This window comes from Streptomyces sp. NBC_00390 (assembly GCF_036057275.1).
GTDB lineage: Bacteria > Actinomycetota > Actinomycetes > Streptomycetales > Streptomycetaceae > Streptomyces.
On the sequence record NZ_CP107945.1, the window covers coordinates 5041289 to 5059818 of the forward strand.

The 18530-nt window shown below is 71.7% G+C and carries 12 protein-coding genes and 1 pseudogene; 10 read left to right on the forward strand and 3 right to left on the reverse strand.

What is annotated here, in order from left to right; all coding sequences use genetic code 11:
* Positions 1 to 148 precede the first annotated feature (148 nt).
* Entirely contained in the window at positions 149 to 1711 is a 1563-nt protein-coding gene (locus tag OHS70_RS22245) for an MFS transporter (RefSeq protein WP_328399731.1), read from the reverse strand.
* 351 nt (positions 1712 to 2062) lie between these two features.
* On the opposite strand from OHS70_RS22245, the gene OHS70_RS22250 reads away from it, so the two are divergent.
* From OHS70_RS22250 to OHS70_RS22275, 6 genes are all read left to right on the forward strand, one after another.
* Positions 2063 to 2851, forward strand: a complete 789-nt coding sequence (locus tag OHS70_RS22250) for an ABC transporter ATP-binding protein (RefSeq protein ID WP_328399733.1) — start codon at positions 2063 to 2065, stop codon at positions 2849 to 2851.
* Positions 2848 to 5424, forward strand: coding sequence for an ABC transporter permease (locus OHS70_RS22255; RefSeq protein ID WP_328399735.1), 2577 nt, complete (start codon positions 2848 to 2850; stop codon positions 5422 to 5424). The genes OHS70_RS22250 and OHS70_RS22255 overlap by 4 nt, the downstream gene beginning before the upstream one ends.
* A 349-nt stretch (positions 5425 to 5773) precedes the next feature.
* Positions 5774 to 9304, forward strand: a complete 3531-nt coding sequence (gene mfd, locus OHS70_RS22260) for a transcription-repair coupling factor (RefSeq protein ID WP_328399737.1) — start codon at positions 5774 to 5776, stop codon at positions 9302 to 9304.
* Between the two features lie 3 nt (positions 9305 to 9307).
* Positions 9308 to 9973: a C39 family peptidase gene (locus OHS70_RS22265; protein WP_328399738.1), complete on the forward strand. Its 666-nt coding sequence runs from the start codon at positions 9308 to 9310 to the stop codon at positions 9971 to 9973.
* A gap of 68 nt (positions 9974 to 10041) precedes the next feature.
* The gene (gene yidD / locus OHS70_RS22270) at positions 10042 to 10479 is read left to right on the forward strand and encodes a membrane protein insertion efficiency factor YidD (protein WP_328399740.1); all 438 of its coding nucleotides are present in this window, start codon (positions 10042 to 10044) and stop codon (positions 10477 to 10479) included.
* 100 nt (positions 10480 to 10579) lie between these two features.
* Positions 10580 to 11011, forward strand: a complete 432-nt coding sequence (locus OHS70_RS22275) for a hypothetical protein (protein WP_328399742.1) — start codon at positions 10580 to 10582, stop codon at positions 11009 to 11011.
* Positions 11012 to 11107: 96 nt separating this feature from the next.
* Here OHS70_RS22275 and OHS70_RS22280 read toward each other — a convergent pair whose 3' ends face one another.
* A complete protein-coding gene (locus OHS70_RS22280; protein ID WP_328399744.1) occupies positions 11108 to 11665 on the reverse strand; it encodes a TetR/AcrR family transcriptional regulator in 558 nt (185 codons plus the stop codon).
* A 96-nt stretch (positions 11666 to 11761) separates the two neighbouring features.
* Between OHS70_RS22280 and OHS70_RS22285 the strand changes: the two are divergent.
* From OHS70_RS22285 to OHS70_RS22295, 3 genes and pseudogenes are all read left to right on the forward strand, one after another.
* Positions 11762 to 12581 (forward strand): annotated as a pseudogene (locus tag OHS70_RS22285) (SCO6745 family protein).
* A 382-nt stretch (positions 12582 to 12963) separates the two neighbouring features.
* Positions 12964 to 14166 carry an acyltransferase family protein gene (locus OHS70_RS22290; RefSeq protein WP_328399746.1) on the forward strand — a complete coding sequence of 401 codons (1203 nt, stop codon included), beginning with the start codon at positions 12964 to 12966 and terminating at the stop codon, positions 14164 to 14166.
* Between the two features lie 57 nt (positions 14167 to 14223).
* Positions 14224 to 14994, forward strand: coding sequence for an HNH endonuclease family protein (locus tag OHS70_RS22295; protein ID WP_443062638.1), 771 nt, complete (start codon positions 14224 to 14226; stop codon positions 14992 to 14994).
* Here the strand turns inward: OHS70_RS22295 and OHS70_RS22300 are convergent.
* Positions 14930 to 17605, reverse strand: coding sequence for a hypothetical protein (locus OHS70_RS22300; protein WP_328399748.1), 2676 nt, complete (start codon positions 17603 to 17605; stop codon positions 14930 to 14932). The two genes, OHS70_RS22295 and OHS70_RS22300, sit on opposite strands and share 65 nt — an antisense overlap.
* Before the next feature lie 125 nt (positions 17606 to 17730).
* Here OHS70_RS22300 and OHS70_RS22305 point away from each other — a divergent pair, with 125 nt between their 5' ends.
* Positions 17731 to 18477 carry an N-acetyltransferase gene (locus OHS70_RS22305; RefSeq protein WP_328399750.1) on the forward strand — a complete coding sequence of 249 codons (747 nt, stop codon included), beginning with the start codon at positions 17731 to 17733 and terminating at the stop codon, positions 18475 to 18477.
* Positions 18478 to 18530: the final 53 nt, after the last annotated feature.

Sequence of the window (18530 nt, forward strand, 5' to 3'; positions counted from 1 at the left end):
CCGCCCTCGGGGGCGGGCGGGTGGCGCTGGTGGTCCGCGTACGTTACTCATCGGTACCGCGCCGACGTAAGGGGTTCGCCGACTGGACGGTATGTCGTTTCGGTGACGATCCCGTGTGTACGCGCGCATCGGCCCGCGGGAGCTCCGGTCAGGCGTCCGGCTTGTCGGCGATGACCGGGAATCTCCGCGGCGCCACCAGGATCACCGCCAGTAGCGCGAGGCCGGCCGCACCCGCCGCCCCCATGTACACCCGGTCCACCGCCGTCGCCACGGCGTGCCGCAGATGCTCCGCGGGCGCCGAACCGGCGCCGGCCAGGGCGTGGGAGACCGAGTCCAGATCGCCGCCGCCGAGGCGGGACGCGATCACCGCGTTGGCGAGCGCGCCGAACAGCGCAGCGCCCATGGTCTGGCCGACCTGGCGGCAGAACAGGACCGAGGCGGTGGTCGTGCCGCGCTCCGACCAGCCCACCGTGGACTGGACGCCGACGATCAGCGGCAGCTGGAACAGTCCGAGCGCTCCGCCGAGCAGCAGCATGACCAGGGCCGGCTGCCAGGGCTCGGCGGGATAGGGCAGCAGCGGGAAGGCCGCGAGGATCAGCCCGGCCAGCGAGATACCGATGATGGCCGTCCGCCGGAAGCCGATGCGGGTGTAGACGCGGCTGGACAGGGCGGCGCTGACCGGCCAGCTGAGCGTCATGATCGACAGGACGAAGCCGGCGGCGATCGGACCGAGGCCGAGCACGGACTGGGCGTAGGTCGGCAGGAAGACCGTCGGGGCGACCATCAGCAGGCCCAGGGCCCCGAGCGCGAGGTTGACGGCCGCGATGGTGCGGCGGCGCCACACCCAGCCGGGGATGACCGGCTCCGCGGCGCGCCGTTCCACGGCGACGGTCGCCGCGATCAGTACGGCGCTGCCGCCGAACATCGCGAGCGAGGGCGCCGACAGCCAGGGCCAGGCGACGCCGCCCTGGACCAGCGCCGTCAGCAGCAGGGTGCCGGTGGCGAACACCAGCAGCGCGCCCGCCCAGTCGATACGGGGGCGGACGGCCGGTGCCGCCCGGGCCGGTTCGACGAGATGGCGGACCACCAGCCACAGGGCGACCGCGCCGACCGGGAGGTTGATCAGGAAGATCCAGCGCCAGTCGGCGTACGCGGCGAGCAGCCCGCCGATCGCGGGACCGGCGACCGCCGACGTCGCCCACACCGTGGACAGTCGGGCCTGGATCCTGGGGCGTTCCTCGAGGGGATAGAGATCGGCGGCGATGGTCTGCACGGTGCCCTGGAGCGCGCCGCCACCGAGTCCTTGCACCACACGGAAGGCGATGAGCGAGGTCATGCTCCAGGCGGCGGCGCACAGCAGCGAGCCGATCAGGAAGAGCACGATGCCGGCGACCAGGACGGGCTTGCGGCCGAAGGTGTCGGAGAGCTTGCCGTACACCGGCAGGGTGACGGTGGCGGCGAGCAGGTAGCCGGAGAAGAGCCACGAGAAGACGGCGAAGCCCCCGAGGTCGCCGACGATCTGCGGTACGGCCGTGGACACGACGGTCCCGTCGAGCGCAGCGAGCGCCATCCCGAGCATCAGCGCGGCCACGACGGCGCCACGCCGCCGGCCGGCGGGAGCGGCCCGGGCGTCGTCAAGACCGGTGATCCCGGCGGCCGCACGGCCGCCGGGGCTCTCGTCCGTGGTGCCCACGCCGGGTCCTTTCGTCATGCATCTATTTCCCGGGACACCTTCTCACTTGAGCCTCACGCAGGGGGAGGGTGCAGTCTCGAGCCATGCCCCTCCACCCGGAGGTGGAGGACCCCTAAGGGCTACTCCTTACTTAGGGCCAGGGGTTGTTCGTTCCCCGGGACGACGAGCGGGCAGGGGGCGATTCCTTAACTTGGTCTTACGGCCGCAGCTGAGGCCGGCACCAGGCGGGGGTGGGGAAAACCCCCGGCTCAAGACTGCGCTGCGCACCAGCGCGCCGGAGAGCCATCGCCGCAAGACTCAATGCATACGAGGCAGTGACGCTCATCCGCTTCCAGAGCCTCGTCCACTTCCAGAACTAGGAGATCTACGGTGACTACGGCTGTAACCACCCCCGCACGAGGGGAAACCGGAGGGCGGTCGGCCGTCGCCGCACGGGGGCGGCAGGTCGTCAAGGCATACGGCGCCGGTGAGACCCGCGTGGTCGCGCTCGACCACGTCGATGTGGACATCGCACGCGGGCAGTTCACGGCCATCATGGGGCCGTCCGGCTCCGGTAAGTCGACGCTGATGCACTGCCTGGCCGGGCTCGACACCGTCACCTCCGGGCAGATCCACATCGACGAGACCGAGATCACCGGTCTCAAGGACAAGAAGCTCACCCAACTGCGTCGGGACCGCATCGGCTTCATCTTCCAGGCGTTCAACCTGCTGCCGACGCTCAACGCCCTGGAGAACATCACGCTTCCCATGGACATCGCCGGCCGTAAGCCGGACGCCGCTTGGCTGAACCGGGTTGTCGAGACCGTGGGTCTGGCGGACCGGCTGGGGCACCGGCCCACCCAGCTCTCGGGCGGTCAGCAGCAGCGTGTCGCGGTCGCCAGGGCGCTCGCCGCCCGGCCCGAGATCATCTTCGGTGACGAGCCGACAGGAAACCTGGACTCGCGTGCCGGCGCGGAGGTGCTGGGCTTCCTGCGGCGCTCCGTCGACGAGCTGGGCCAGACCATCGTGATGGTCACCCACGACCCCGTCGCCGCCTCCTACGCGGACCGCGTCCTGTACCTGGCCGACGGCCGGATCGTCGACGAGATGCACCGGCCCACCGCCGACGCCGTCCTCGACCGCATGAAGGACTTCGACGCCCGGGGGCGGACGTCGTGACCGTGCTCAAGACCTCCCTGCGCAACTTCTTCGCGCACAAGGGCCGGATGGCCCTCTCGGCGGTGGCGGTGCTGCTGTCCGTGGCCTTCGTGTCCGGCACGCTGGTGTTCACCGACACCATGAACACCACCTTCGACAAGCTCTTCGCCGCGACCGCCTCCGACGTCACCGTCAGCGCCAAGGGCTCGGGCGACGACGACAACCCGGCGACCGGCAAGCCCGCCACACTGCCCGCCTCGCTCGTCCAGCAGGTGGAGAGGGCCGAGGGGGTGAAGTCCGCAGAGGGCGCGGTCGTCTCCATGAGCGTGACGGTCGTCAACTCCGAGAACAAGAACATGGGTTCCACGGGCGGCGCACCGACGATCGCCGGTGCCTGGACGCAGAACGACCTCAAGGCGATGGAGATCACCTCCGGCCACGGCCCGCGCGGTCCCACCGAGGTGATGGTCGACGCCGACACCGCGGACAAGCACGGCCTGAAGCTCGGCGACGAACTGCGCACCATCACCGTCACCGGTGACTTCACCGCGAAGATCTCCGGCATCGCCTCCTTCAAGGTCACCAACCCGGGCGCGGCCGTCGTCTACTTCGACACCGCTACCGCCCAGCGTGAACTGCTCGGCAGGGAGGGCCTGTTCACCCACATCGCGGTCACCGCCGCGCCGGGCGTCAGCGACGATGTGCTCAAGCGGAACGTGGACGCGGCGCTGGAGGCCCCGTACAAGCTGCAGACCGCGAAGGAAGCCGCGGACGCGGGCCGTGAGGAAGTCGGATCCTTCCTCAAGGTGATGAAGTACGCGATGCTCGGCTTCGCCGGGATCGCCCTCCTCGTCGGCATCTTCCTGATCGTCAACACCTTCTCGATGCTGGTCGCCCAGCGCACCCGCGAGATCGGCCTGATGCGGGCGATCGGCTCCAGCCGCGGCCAGGTCAACCGTTCCGTGCTCGTCGAGGCGCTGCTGCTCGGGTTCGTCGGCTCCGTCGCGGGCGTCGCCGCCGGCGTCGGCCTCGCCGTCGGTCTGATGAAGCTGATGTCGGCGACGGGCATGAACCTCTCTACAGCCGACCTGACCGTGAAGTGGACGACCCCTCTCGTCGGCATGACGCTCGGCGTCGTCGTCACCGTCTTCGCCGCGTACATCCCGGCCCGCCGGGCCGGCAAGGTCTCCCCGATGGCCGCCCTGCGCGACGCCGGAACTCCGGCGGACGGCAAGGCCGGCCGGGTCCGCGCCCTGATCGGCCTTGTCCTCACCGGCGGCGGCGCCGCGGCACTGATGGTCGCCACGCAGGCCGACAAGGCGCGCGAGGGCTCGATGTTCCTCGGCCTCGGCGTGGTCCTGACCCTCATCGGCTTCGTGGTCGTCGGCCCGCTGCTGGCGGGCGTCGTGGTCAGGGTGATCAGCGCGCTGGTGCTGCGGATGTTCGGCCCGGTCGGCCGCATGGCCGAGCGCAACGCACTGCGCAACCCACGCCGTACGGGAGCGACCGGCGCCGCCCTGATGATCGGCCTCGCCCTGGTGGCGTGCCTGTCGGTGGTCGGCTCGTCCATGGTCGCCTCGGCGACCGAGCAGCTCGACAAGTCGGTCGGCGCCGACTTCATCATGCAGTCCGCCGGCAACGACGGCCGGGCCATCGTCCCCCAGGCCCAGCGGGCCCTGGAGCGGACACCGGGCATCGAGTACGTCACCGAGTACAAGGGCATGCCGGCGAAGATCACCGCGCCGGACGGCAAGGCGGAGGACGAGCAACTGGTCGCCGCCGACCCGACGTACGCCCAGGACCTCCGCCGCGAGACCGTCGCCGGCGAGCTCTCGGCCGCCTACGGGAAGAACGCGATGTCCGTCGGTGACGCCTACGCCGAGCGCCATGGCGTCAAGGTCGGCGACACGATCAAGGTCGCGTTCAAGAACGGCGGGACGGCCGGCCTGAAGGTCGCGGCGATCACCTCCGACGACACGAGCGTCGACAAGGGCGCGATGTACATGAACATCACGACCGCCGCGCAGTATGTGCCCGCCGACAAGATGCCGAAGAACATGATCATGTTCGCGAAGGCGGAGGACGGCAAGGAGAAGGAGGCCTACGCCGCCGTCAAGAAGTCGCTGGCCAAGTACCCGCAGTACAAGGTGCAGAACCAGACCGACTTCAAGGAGGACCTGAAGAAGCAGGTCGGCCAGCTGCTGAACATCGTCTACGGCCTGCTGGCACTCGCCATCATCGTCGCCGTGCTGGGTGTGGTGAACACCCTCGCCCTGTCGGTGGTCGAGCGGACCCGGGAGATCGGTCTGATGCGGGCGATCGGCCTCTCGCGCCGCCAGCTGCGCCGCATGATCCGCCTGGAGTCCGTCGTCATTGCCCTGTTCGGCGCGCTGCTCGGCCTCGGCCTGGGCATGGGCTGGGGCACGGCGGCCCAGAAGCTGCTGGCGCTCGAGGGCCTGGGCGTCCTGGAGATCCCGTGGCCGACGATCACGACGGTCTTCGTGGCCTCGGCGTTCGTGGGTCTGTTCGCGGCGCTGGTGCCGGCGTTCCGGGCAGGACGGATGAACGTGCTGAACGCGATCGCCTCGGAGTAGCGGCGACAGCTGCCGCGACGGCCGACGACGGCGGTACGGGGGTCCGTCGCGGTGACGGGAGTCCCGTCGCGGTACAGGGGGGCGGCCCCGGGTGTTCCTGGCGAACACCCGGGGCCGTCGTGCGTCCGCCGCGGCGTGCCGGCCACGGCGCGATCGGCGCAGATCGCGGATCGTGCACCAGGGCCGGTCCGCCCCGGGGCGCACACCGGGGCCGTCCCCCGCGGCACCCCCGCCACCCGATTGCGGACGCGGCTGTCACACCACCGACGTACGCTGGAGACCCCCGGCCCGTTCGACGTGTCGGGTCGTTCGCGTTGCCCACCCCCCAGTCCTCGGATGGAAGCCCTTCATGAGCCTGCACGGTCTGCTCGATGCCGTCGTACGTGACCCGGCGCTCGCCGAAGCGGTCAAGACGGCCGGCGACGGCCACCGGATGCACGTCGACCTGGTGGGCCCGCCCGCCGCGCGGCCCTTCGCGGTCGCCGCGCTCGCCCGCGAGGCCCGGCGGACCGTGCTGGCCGTCACCGCGACCGGCCGGGAGGCCGAGGACCTGGCCGCCGCGCTGCGCTCCCTGCTGCCGGGCGAGGGCGTCGTCGACTACCCCGCGTGGGAGACCCTGCCGCACGAACGGCTCTCGCCCCGCTCCGACACGGTCGGCCGCCGGCTCGCCGTGCTGCGCCGCCTCGCCCACCCGTCGGCGGACGATCCGGCCACAGGCCCCGTCAGCGTCGTCGTCGCACCCGTACGGTCGGTGCTGCAGCCGCAGGTCAAAGGGCTCGGCGACCTGGAGCCCGTGTCGCTGCGCACCGGGCAGCAGGCCGATCTGAACGAGGTCGTCGACGGTCTCGCGGCCGCCGCGTACGCGCGGGTGGAGCTGGTTGAGAAGCGCGGCGAGTTCGCGGTGCGCGGCGGCATCCTGGACGTCTTCCCGCCCACCGAGGAGCACCCCCTGCGGGTGGAGTTCTGGGGCGACGACGTCGAGGAGATCCGCTACTTCAAGGTCGCCGACCAGCGCTCGCTGGAGGTCGCCGAGCACGGGCTGTGGGCGCCTCCCTGCCGTGAGCTGCTGCTCACCGAGGACGTGCGCCGACGGGCCGCGGCGCTCGCGGAGGAGCACCCGGAGCTCGGTGAACTGCTCGGCAAGATCGCCGAGGGCATCGCGGTGGAGGGCATGGAGTCCCTCGCCCCGGTCCTCGTCGACGACATGGAACTGCTGCTGGACGTGCTCCCCAAGGGCTCCATGGCCGTGGTCTGCGACCCGGAGCGGGTCCGCACCCGTGCCGCCGACCTGGTGGCGACTTCGCACGAGTTCCTCCAGGCGTCGTGGGCGGCGACCGCGGGCGGAGGAGAGGCGCCGATCGATCTCGACGCGGCCTCGCTGTGGGGGATCGCGGACGTGCGGGACCGGGCGCGCGAGCTCGGCATGATGTGGTGGTCCGTATCCCCGTTCGCGGCGGATGTCGACCTCGACGACGACACGCTCAAGCTGGGCATGCACGCCCCTGAGACCTACCGCGGCGACACCGCCCGTGCGCTCGCCGACACCAAGGGCTGGCTGGCGGACGGCTGGCGCACGGTGTTCGTCACCGAGGCGCACGGCCCCGCGGCCCGCACGGTCGAGGTGCTCGGCGGCGAGGGCATCGCGGCCCGGCTCGACGCCGACCTCACCGACGTCTCCCCGTCGCTCGTCCATGTCGCCACCGGCTCCATCGACTACGGCTTCATCGATCCGGCGCTCAAACTGGCCGTGCTCACCGAGACCGATCTGTCCGGCCAGAAGGCGGCCGGCAAGGACGGCCAGCGGATGCCCACCCGGCGCCGCAAGACCATCGACCCGCTCACCCTCGAGGTCGGCGACTACATCGTGCACGAGCAGCACGGCGTGGGCCGCTACCTGGAGATGGTGCAGCGCACCGTGCAGGGCGCGACGCGCGAGTATCTGCTGGTGGAGTACGCCCCGGCCAAGCGCGGCCAGCCCGGCGACCGGCTCTACATCCCCACCGACCAGCTGGAGCAGGTCACCAAGTACGTGGGCGGCGAGGCGCCGACGCTGCACCGGCTCGGCGGCGCGGACTGGACGAAGACGAAGGCGCGCGCCAAGAAGGCCGTGAAGGAGATCGCCGCCGACCTGATCAAGCTCTACTCCGCGCGGATGGCTGCGCCCGGGCATGCGTTCGCCCCGGACACGCCGTGGCAGCGCGAGCTGGAGGACGCGTTCCCGTACGTCGAGACGCCCGACCAGCTCTCCACGATCGCCGAGGTCAAGGAGGACATGGAGAAGACGGTCCCGATGGACCGGCTGATCTGCGGCGACGTCGGCTACGGCAAGACGGAGATCGCCGTGCGCGCGGCCTTCAAGGCGGTACAGGACGGCAAGCAGGCCGCGGTCCTCGTCCCGACCACGCTCCTGGTGCAGCAGCACTTCGGCACGTTCTCCGAGCGGTACTCCCAGTTCCCGGTGAATGTACGGGCGTTGTCCCGCTTCCAGTCGGACGCGGAGGCGAAGGCGACACTGGAGGGCCTGCGGGACGGCGCCGTCGACATCGTCATCGGCACCCACCGTCTCTTCTCCTCGGAGACGAAGTTCAAGGACCTGGGCCTGGTCATCGTCGACGAGGAGCAGCGCTTCGGCGTCGAGCACAAGGAGCAGCTGAAGAAGCTGCGGGCCAACGTGGACGTGCTGACGATGTCGGCCACCCCCATCCCCCGCACGCTGGAGATGGCGGTCACCGGCATTCGCGAGATGTCCACGATCACCACCCCGCCGGAGGAGCGGCACCCGGTTCTCACCTTCGTCGGCCCGTACGAGGAGAAGCAGCTCGGCGCGGCCATCCGGCGTGAACTGCTGCGTGAGGGCCAGGTCTTCTACATCCACAACCGTGTGGAGTCGATCGACCGGGCCGCGGCCCGGCTGCGCGACATCGTGCCCGAGGCCCGCATCGCGACCGCCCACGGCCAGATGCCCGAGTCGGCCCTGGAGCAGGTCGTGGTGGACTTCTGGGAGAAGAAGTTCGACGTGCTCGTCTCGACGACCATCGTCGAGTCCGGAATCGACATCTCCAACGCGAACACCCTGATCGTCGAGCGCGGCGACAACTTCGGCCTCTCGCAGCTGCACCAGCTGCGCGGCCGTGTGGGGCGTGGCCGTGAGCGGGGCTACGCCTACTTCCTCTACCCGCCGGAGAAGCCGCTCACCGAGACCGCGCACGAACGTCTCGCCACGATCGCCCAGCACACCGAGATGGGTGCGGGCATGTATGTCGCGATGAAGGACCTGGAGATCCGCGGCGCGGGAAACCTCCTGGGCGGCGAGCAGTCCGGCCATATCGCGGGCGTCGGCTTCGACCTGTACATCCGCATGGTGGGCGAGGCGGTCGCCGACTACCGTGCCGCCGTCGAGGGCGGCGTCGAGGAGGAGCCCCCGCTCGAGGTCAAGATCGAGCTCCCGGTCGACGCGCATGTCCCCCACGACTACGCCCCGGGCGAGCGGCTGCGTCTGCAGGCGTACCGCGCCATCGCCTCGGCCAACTCGGAGGAGGACATCAAGGCGGTCCGCGAGGAGTTGACCGACCGCTACGGCAAGCTGCCCGAGCCGGTCGAGAACCTCCTCCTCGTCGCCGGTCTGCGCATGCTGGCCCGCGCCTGCGGCGTCGGCGAGATCGTGCTCCAGGGCTCCAACATCCGCTTCGCCCCGGTCGAGTTGCGCGAATCGCAGGAGCTGCGTCTGAAGCGCCTGTACCCGCGTACGGTCATCAAGCCGGCGATCCACCAGATCCTGGTCCCGCGCCCGACGTCGGGCAAGATCGGCGGCAAGCCGGTGGTGGGGCGGGAACTGCTGGCGTGGACGGGTGAGTTCCTGACGACGATCCTGGGTTCGTAGCGGGTGCGCGGCAGCAACGGCCTCGGGGCGCGCCCTGCGGACGGGAGCGCCACGGTCATCCACACCGTTCCGTACTACGCCCAGTGGGCCTCGCCCGATCTGGTGCCCGCGATCATCGGTGGCACGATGCGGGCCGCCGACGATCCGCTGTGGGCCGAGTACGGGGCGAAGAGCCCGCAGGAGTACGAGTGGTGGTCCTGGCGGCTGTGCGGAATGGCCTGCCTGCGTATGGCACTCGGCTTCTGGCGGCACCCCGTACCGGCCCCCATGGCCCTGGCGGCGGAGTGCCTCGAGGCCGGGGCGTACGTGAAGCGTGCCGATGGCCTGGACGGGCTGATCTACGGGCCGTTCGCGTCCTACGCGGAGCGCAGATGGGGACTGCACGCCCGGTCGCGGCCGCGGCTGCCCGGCGGCGAGATCCCCGAACTCGTCGCCTCAGGCCGTCTGTTGCTGCTCTCGGTGCACCCGTCCATCCGCGAGCCGGCCCCTTCTCCGCCGCACCGGGGCGGTCATCTGGTCCTGGCCGTCGGGACGACCGAGGACCATGTGGTGATCCACAACCCGTCCGGCTTCCCGGGCCACTCCCAGGAATTCGCCCGTATCCCCTGGGAGGTGCTGGACCGGTACTACGCCGGCCGTGGCGTGGAGCTGGGGCCTGGGCGGGCGTAAGGCCGTCGCCGTCCACCTGGTTCCCGCATCGCAGGTGAGCGTGCGTACGATCGGCGGGGGAGGGCGTCGTGTCGAAGCCGCATCGGACCAACAGGCCCGGACAGCAGAAGAAGCGCAACAGTGAGGAAGAGGGGTGCTGCGCGGGGGCGCTCGACACCTGGGTCGGGTGCAGCCGTTGCTGTCCTGCCACGTGGCTGGCGGTTCTGCTTCTCGCGCTCTGCCGCCCTTCGGCGGTGACAGCCCGGTCCGGTGAGGACCCCGCGGCTCCACGGCCCGCCGGCCGTGCGGCCGCCGGGATGTACGCGGCCGTGCGCCACTACCGCACCGTGATCAGTCCTGCCCGGCCGGCGTGCTGCACGTACACGCCGACCTGTTCCACCTACGCCGTGCAGGCTCTGCACCGGCACGGCGCGCTCCGTGGCGGACGGCTGATCCTGGCCCGGCTGCTGCGCTGCCGTCCGCAGGCCGCCCGGCGGCGCGGCTTCCGGGACCCGGTGCCGGACTGAGCAGCTACCCACCGTCCCTGACGGAGCCGCGAACCGCCGAACCCCGCCCTGTACGGATCACGGCGAGGGCCGATGGCCTCCGCCTCGGGCGGGCCCGAAAGTGGTTGCCCGCGACGGCCGAGAGCCAGAAGACTCGCCGACGACCGCCTGCGCCATCGCAGGGAATGCGACGAAGGGGCACAACACCCATGCACAAGAAGCTCGTTGGCGTGATCGTCGGGGCACCGACCTCGCCTTCGGTACCGGCCTCGCCCACCCCGGTGGCACCGACCTCGCCTTCGGTACCGGCCTCGCCCACCCCGGTGGCACCGACCTCGCGTTCGGTACCGGCCTCGACCACCCCGGTGGCACCGACCTCGCGTTCGGTACCGGCCTCGCCCACCCCGGTGGCACCGACCTCGCGTTCGGTACCGGGCTCGACCACCCAGGCGGCGCCGACCTCGCGTTCGGTACCGGGCTCGACCACCCGGGCGGCGCCGACTGGGCCGCGGGCAGCAGCCCGAGCGTCCAGGTCGCGCAGACCGGGCGCTGACCGGAGCCGGTCGGACGTCCGGAAGTCCCGGTCGGCCGGTCCGGCGTGGTCCCGCCCCCTGTCCCGTCGCCCGCCGTGGTCATTGGCCCGGCGTGCTCACTGCGCCGGGCCGAACATCATGTGCGTGAGCTCCCGGAACGTCTCCGCCGGATCGCGGCCGTCCAGCGGGCGGTCCAGGTTCCGGGTCAGCAGCAGCGTCGCGAAGCCGTGAGCGGCCGACCAGGCCGCGATTCCCATCAGCGTGGGGTCCGCGGAAGGACTCCGTTCCACCCCGCCCGACCGCAGTTCGGCGTCGGCGCGGGCTTTCGCCGCCACCAGGTCGGGGTCGTCGGGGCGGAGCAGTTCCGGCTGGAACATGACCTGGAAGTGCGCGGGATGCCCGACCGCGAAACGTACGTAGTGCACCCCTCGCTCCCGCAGGTCGGGCGCCGCGGCGAGGGAGGTTGCCAGCAGGTCGAAGCCCTCGGCCGCGATGGCCGTGAGCAGGCCGGCCCGGTCCTTGAAGTGATGGGCCGGGGCCGCGTGCGAGACACCCGCGCGGCGGGCGAGGTCGCGCAGGCTCAGGGCGGAGGGGCCCTCCGCCGCGATGACGTCGAGGGCGGCGCTCAGCACGGCGCGGCGCAGATCGCCGTGATGGTAGGTCGGTCGGCTCATGGGATCAGGCTACGCGGAATCTAGGCATTGACAAGTTTCTCCGGCTCACGCAATCTGGTCGGTGGCTGGACAGTCCCTGCGGACCGAGGAGGGGTCATGCCGGAGGACCTGGGACACGTACGGCAGATGTGGCATCTGCTGGAGCCCCTGCACGCGGTGCTGTACTACGCGCCGGAAGCGTTCGAGGAGGCCGCTGCGCTCGGCTACCGGACGGACGAGCGCTGGCCCAGCTACTTCGCCTGGCGCGCAGCCCCGCTCGGGCCGGCCACAGCGGGCCAGGTGACCTCGGCGTTCTACAGCTTCAGCCCCGAGATGGTGGCGCGGTACGTGCCCGACGCCTGGCAAGCCGCCGCGCCCGACGCCGTGCTCGCCGCCAGGCTGCGGGCGGTCGACCGGGTCTACCGTGCCGTCCTCGGGGACGCGGCCGAGGCCGCGGAGCTCGCCGAGGCGGCCGCTCGCCGCGGGCAATGCGGCGCTGCCCTGGCCCGACGCACCGCACCTGGTGCTCTGGCAGGCCGCGACGATCCTGCGCGAGCACCGCGGCGACGGCCATCTCGCCGCGCTGCTGACCGCCGGTCTCGACCCCGTCGAGGCGCTCGTCTCCTTCGCGGGCGTCGGGGCGGCTCCGGTGAAGATCTTCGAGAACCGTGGCTGGAGCGCGGCGCAGTGGGACGCTGCGCGCGCCCGCCTCGTCGGGCGGGGACTGCTGGACGAGGGCGGTATGGCCACCGCAGCCGGGCGCGAGCTGCGGTCCTGCGTCGAGCGGCGTACGGACGAACTGGCCGCCGCGCCCTGGGCTGCGCTCGGCGCCGGGAGCAGCGCGCGCCTGGCGGAACTGCTCGGCACGTACTGGGTCGCGATGCTCGGTACCGGCCTGCTGCCCGGCGAGAACACCCTTGGTATCGGCAAGGTGTGACCGGCATCGGCGCAGTGCGGCGAGCGGGCGGTGACGGGCGGCCACAACGGAACACCGCCCCCGGTGGCCGGCTCGGCTCCGGTGGGCGGTGCGTGTGCGTGTGCGTACTTGTGTCTGGTTCCTAGAACCTTTCGGCGCTCCCCATGCAGTAGTCCCTTCCGAAGGGAACAGGTTCCCTTCCGACCGTACCCGCACTCGGGAGGTTTCGCGCGTCGAGGCCGACGGCCCGTGCGCGGCGGCCGTCGGCGGCCACGGCCGACCCGCCCGGGAACGTCCGGATGAGCACTGGATGAACACTGCGGGAAGGCCGCTTTTCCGGGGCTTTCGGCGGCCGCGGCCATGTTTACAGTGCACGGACGTGGGCCGACCGGGAGATGAGTCGATGAGCAGTGGTGCAGGCGTTCAGGCACCGGAGGCGGACGCCGCACCCAATCGGACACAGGACGCACAGCCGGTGGTACACAGCGTGATCCGGGCGCCCCGGGCGGCCGAGCGGGCAGCCGCGACGCCCCGGTCCCACGACCGGATGCGCGCCCTCGACGGTCTGCGCATCCTCGCGGCGCTGAGCGTGTGTCTCTACCACTACGCCGGCCGGTCGTCGACGGGCGAGTTCTGGGGCGGCTCCCCTAAGGAGCTCTTCCCCGGCCTGTCCTCCGCGGCCGCCTACGGATGCCTCGGCGTACAGCTCTTCTTCGTCATCAGCGGCTTCGTCATATGCATGAGCAGCTGGGGCAAGTCGCTCGGACACTTCTTCCGCTCACGCGTCTCGCGGCTCTACCCCGCCTACTGGGTCGCCGTCCTGCTGACCACGGCCGCCTGTTTCGTGCTGCCGTCCGTCAGCGAGCCCCTGCGGCTCAACGAGATCCTGGTCAACTTCACCATGCTGCAGCAGCCGATGGGCGTCGACCGCGTCCTCGGCGTGTGCTGGACGCTCTGGGTGGAGGCCCGGTTCTATCTGCTCTTCGCGCTGTTCGTGGTGTGGAAGGGCGTGACCTACCGGCGGGTGGTCGTCTTCTGCTGTCTGTGGACGGTGGCCGGGGTCCTGGCCCGCGTCGCGGACAACCCGCTCGCCGACGAGATCGTCATGCGTGACCACGCCCCGTTCTTCATCGGCGGCCTCGCGCTCTACCTCATCCACCGCCACGGCAGCGACCTGCTGCTGTGGGGCATCGTCGGAGTCAGCTGGGCGCTGGGCCAGCGCTACTCCACCAGCGCGCTGTGGCACCCCGACTCCGCCAATGTCTACATCGAGCGCAGCCCGTACGTGATCCTGGCCGTCGTGACCTTCGCGTTCGGCTCGGTCGCGGCCGTGGCCCTCGGCCGGCTGCGGTGGGCCAACTGGCGCTGGCTGACGGTCGCCGGGGCGCTCACGTACCCCTTCTATCTGGTGCACGAGCACCTGGGCTGGTTCGCCATCTCCGTGCTGCACCGCAAGTTCCACCTCGGCCACTGGCCGACGCTGGCGGCCACCGTCTGCGGGATGCTCCTGCTCGCCTGGCTGATCCACCGGCTCGTGGAGAAGCCGCTCGGGCCGTGGATGCGGCGGTCGATGGAGACCCAGGCCGCGCGGCTGAAGTCGTCCTAGAGCCGGGGCCGGTCACCCTCTTCCCTGCCACCTCCGCACCGCCGGTAGGGTGCGCGCGTGAACAGGCTCCGGGATCGGATATCGCGCGCGGGTACGGCGGGTTGCGCCGTTCTCCTCGGCGCAGCCGCGCTGACAGGCTGTACGGGGAGCGGGCTGAACGGCGAACCACGGCAGACGGTCCTTCCGGACGGCGGCCTGAGCGTCAGTCCGCTGGCCAATCGGGACGGTACGCGGCCGGGACTCGCGCCCGTCGACTCCGAGGGCGACAAGGCGGCGGCCCGCGATCTGATCGCCGCGCTGGCCACCAAGGGGCGCGGCCCCAGGACCGGTTACGCCCGGGACGAGTTCGGCTACGCCTGGATGGACACGGCGGACGGTGTGCCGCTGGCCCGCAACGGCTGCGACACGCGGAACGACCTCATCCGCCGGGACGGTCAGAAGGTGCGTTTCCGTGACGGTTCCGACTGTGTGGTCGTCGCCATGACGCTGAACGACCCGTACACCGGTCGGACCATCGAGTGGCGCAAGCAGCGGGCCGCCGAGGTGCAGATAGACCATGTCGTCCCGCTGTCGTACAGCTGGCAGATGGGCGCGGCCCGCTGGGACGAGGCCAGGCGGCGCCGACTGGCCAACGACCCCCTGAATCTGCTGCCCGTCGAAGGCCGGGCCAACAGCGCCAAGAGCGACTCGGGACCCGCCTCCTGGCTGCCGCCCAGCCGGCCGGTCCGCTGCTCGTACGCGGTGCGGTTCGCGCAGGTGGCGGTCAAGTACGAGCTGCCGGTGACCGCCGCGGACAAGCGGACGATGCTCGCCCAGTGCGGCGGCTGACAATTCTTTCCCCGACGGCATGTGCCCGGCCGACGCCTCTTGGCCGGCGGTACGTCCCCGGCGCCCGCCCGGCGTGGGTGAGGACGTCCCACATCTCGGGCGCGCCCAGCAGTCCGGCGGCCACGGACACGATCGCCGCCTGGACGTCCGGGTGCTGGTCCGGTGCCCGGTAGGCGGCCGCGAGCAGGGCGGCGGCCTCCCGTACGGGCAGGAACCGGGCCGCGAGGCGGACCGCCTCCTTGCGGCTGGTCACCTTCACGCCCTGTGCAGAGGTCAGCAACCCACGGAGCCGCATGCCGAGTTCGGACGGCGACGCGAAACGGGCCACGCGGGTCGCCGCGTACACGGCCGCCCGTGCACGGTCGCCCCCGGCGTGGGCGAGCAGCACGGGCAGTGTCTCCTCGGGCAGGTCGGTCCACGGCAGCGCGCCCAGCGCGGCCTCGGCGATGACCACCTCCGGCGCCTCGGCGTGTTCGAGCGCCAGCCGCCGTCCGTGCACCGGCACCCGTGCCGCTTCCCGGAAGACGCGAGCCCGGTCGTATGCCGGGCGGGTCTCGTCCGCGACCGCCGCGGCGGCCAGCCGGATCGCCGCTTCCTGCTGGCGGGGCAGCCATCGGCCGGCGTCCCCGAGCAGGGGCAGCGGCCGGCGGCTGCCGGGCACCAGGAAGCGCCCGTACGGCGGCTCGTCGCCGAGCAGCACGTCCAGCAGATCGGTACGGCGCCGGGTCAGCACCTGCTGTACGGGGGCGAGGACCGCGGCCGACGATTCGAGTTCGAGGATGCGGGCCGCCCGCTCGTCGCGGGTCGCCGGTGCGTCCAGCCAGAGGCCGGCCGCCGTCGAGAACGCGTGGTCGGAGCCGTACGCCAGCGCGTCCTCCAGCATCCGCTGGAGCTCGGGCATCCGGCGGGCCCGGTGTCCGAGCGCGGCGGTCAGCGCGAACAGCAGCCGGTGGTCGGCCTTGTCGCACGCCGCCTCCAGCCAGGGGCGCAGGACCTCGAAGACCTGGTGCTCCTGGCCGCGGCGCAGTGTGCGGTGCAGCGGTCCGAAGTCGGTGACCCCGACATGCGCGGTGATGCGCTCCAGCGCACGCAACGCCCAGCCCAGCAGGGCGGATTCACCCTCCGCGCCGACGCCCGCGCTGTCCGTGCCGGCGTCCCTGCCGCCCGTGGTCTCCGTGGCGCGCTCGACCAGCAGACCGACGGCGAGGCGGCGCAGCGCGTCCCTCGTGGCCGTCGAACTGTCCCTGGCCTCAAGGGCGTCGAGCAGAATGCGGTCGAGCGCCGCGACGTCCTGCGGCGCGAACAGTGCGGGGTGCAGGTCGGCGAGCGCGCCGAGTGCCGCGGAGCGTACCGGGTCCTGCTCGTTGCGCAGCCGTTGCATCAGGGTCAGCAGGTCCGCCATGGCGGACCGCTCGCCGCTGCGGCCGGTGCAGGCGACCAGCAGCGGCCACACCAGTGCGCGGTCGTCCGGGTCGGACCGTTTCAGAGCGGTGAGCAGCTCGGGCCTGGCCTCGTCCAGCGGGCCGTGCGCCAGTGTGTCCAGGACGTCGTGCCAGTCCCACCCCTCCGCGGGGCCCTTGGCCACCCAGTACCGGACCTCCGCCCAGCGGCGTTCGCGTGGCAGCAGCTTCAGTACGTCATCCGCCGGGTGGTGGTCGGCCATGCCGTCCATCGCCGCGTCGAAGAAGTCGCCGCGCCGGCTCGGCGGCATCGCCTTGAGCAGGCCGGTGAGGTGCTGCCGGTTCCTCCAGTGCCGGCCGAGCATCGGCAGCGACGGCGGGTCGGCCTGCACGAGTTTGCGCAGTACACCGGGGGCGGGGAGGCGTTCATAGCGCTGCTGCTCCCGGTCCGGCGAGACGATCCAGCGCACGACGCGTTCCGCGTCGGCGGTGACCAGGAGGCCGAGCCGGTCGCACAGTTGCCACGGCAGGGTGGCCGGGCCGTGGCGCTCCAGCAGCGTGAGCACCCGCTCCGGCCGGGCCGCGGCGGCGGCCGCGACGCCGGAGGCGTTCCGTTCCCACCATTTGGCCCGCAGATGCTGTTGGCTCTGTTCGGCGAGTTCGCGTTCCGCGTGGTCGAGCAGCAGGTCGGGGTGGACGCGGGCGAACCTGGTCCAGGGACCGAAGGCATGGGCGAGCTCGGGCAGCAGCGCGGCCACGAAGCCGGCGGAACAGGCCGCCAGCAGACGGGTCGCCTCCCCGTCGCCCCACTCCTCGCGCAGCCGCACCACCAGGCGTTCGGCGAGCGCGGTGCGGCGGCCGGCCAGCACGACGCCCGCGAGCCGGTTCCGGGTCGCCGCGGATGCACCGGCGTAGGCGGCCTCGATCGCTTCGTCCGCGAGCGGCAGCGTCCGCGCCGCGCGCAGGGCGTATCCGCTGACGACACGGTCCGGATCGGTCAGCCGGGCGGCCAGGAAACCGGCCTGTCCGCCGGCCAGCGCGGCAAGGGCCGCCAGCCTGCGCTCGTACGGCCCTCGGCGGTCCAGCTCCTCGAGCAGGGAGGTCAGTTCCGCGCCGGAGAGTGACCGTGCGGTGCGGGCCATGTGGCGCAGACGCTCGGGGAACGGCAGTGGTTCGAGAGCGGCGAGCAGCTCACCGGCGGTTTGCGACATGGGGGTGATTGTGTCTCTCGCCCCAGGGATGGATCACATGATTTTCGCTCCGCCCGGACGGGCAGTACCCGCTGGGAAGGAAATACCCGCTGGTAGGGCGGACGGCCGATGGCTAGCCTGCCGGGATGGATCTGACCATCACCACGCTCGCCGAGCGCCCCGAACTGCAGGCCCCCATGTGGCAGATGATCGACACGTGGCCGGAGTTCGTGACCAACGATCCGGTCGGCTGGGCGTACATCGGGCGGATCGTCGCCGAGCTGCCCGAGTACGTGCTCGTCGCCACCGATCCCGAAGGGAGCGTCGTGGGGCGGGCGTTCAGTGTTCCGTTCCAACAGGCGGCCGAGGGGCGGGAGACACTGCCGGACGGCGGCTGGGACCAGGTGATGCTGTGGGCGTTCTCCGACCTGCGGCACGGGCGGACCCCGGACATCGTGAGCGCGATCGAGATAACCGTGGCGGGGGACCGGCAGGGCCAGGGCATCTCGGGCCGGATGCTCGCCGCGATGCGCGAGAACGTACGCCGTCTCGGCTTCTCGGAGCTGATCGCACCGGTGCGCCCGAGTGCGAAGAGCTCCGAGGCGGACGCGCTGATCCATGAGTACGCGTACCGCACCCGTGAGGCGGACGGGCTGCCGCACGATCCGTGGCTGCGGGTGCACGTCCGGGCCGGAGGGGTGATCGAGAAGGTGGCGCCTGCCTCGATGACGGTCTCCGGATCGCTGGAGCAGTGGCGCCGGTGGACCGGACTGCCCTTCGCGGAGACCGGCCCGGTCGAGGTGCCGGGTGCGCTGGTGCCGGTGCACTGCGAGGCGGAGCGCGGGTACGCGGTGTATGTGGAGCCGAATGTGTGGGTGCGGCACCGGGTCTGAGCGGTGAGCGCACCCGTGAACGCGTGAAGGCCGCCCTCCGGGCGGCCTTCACG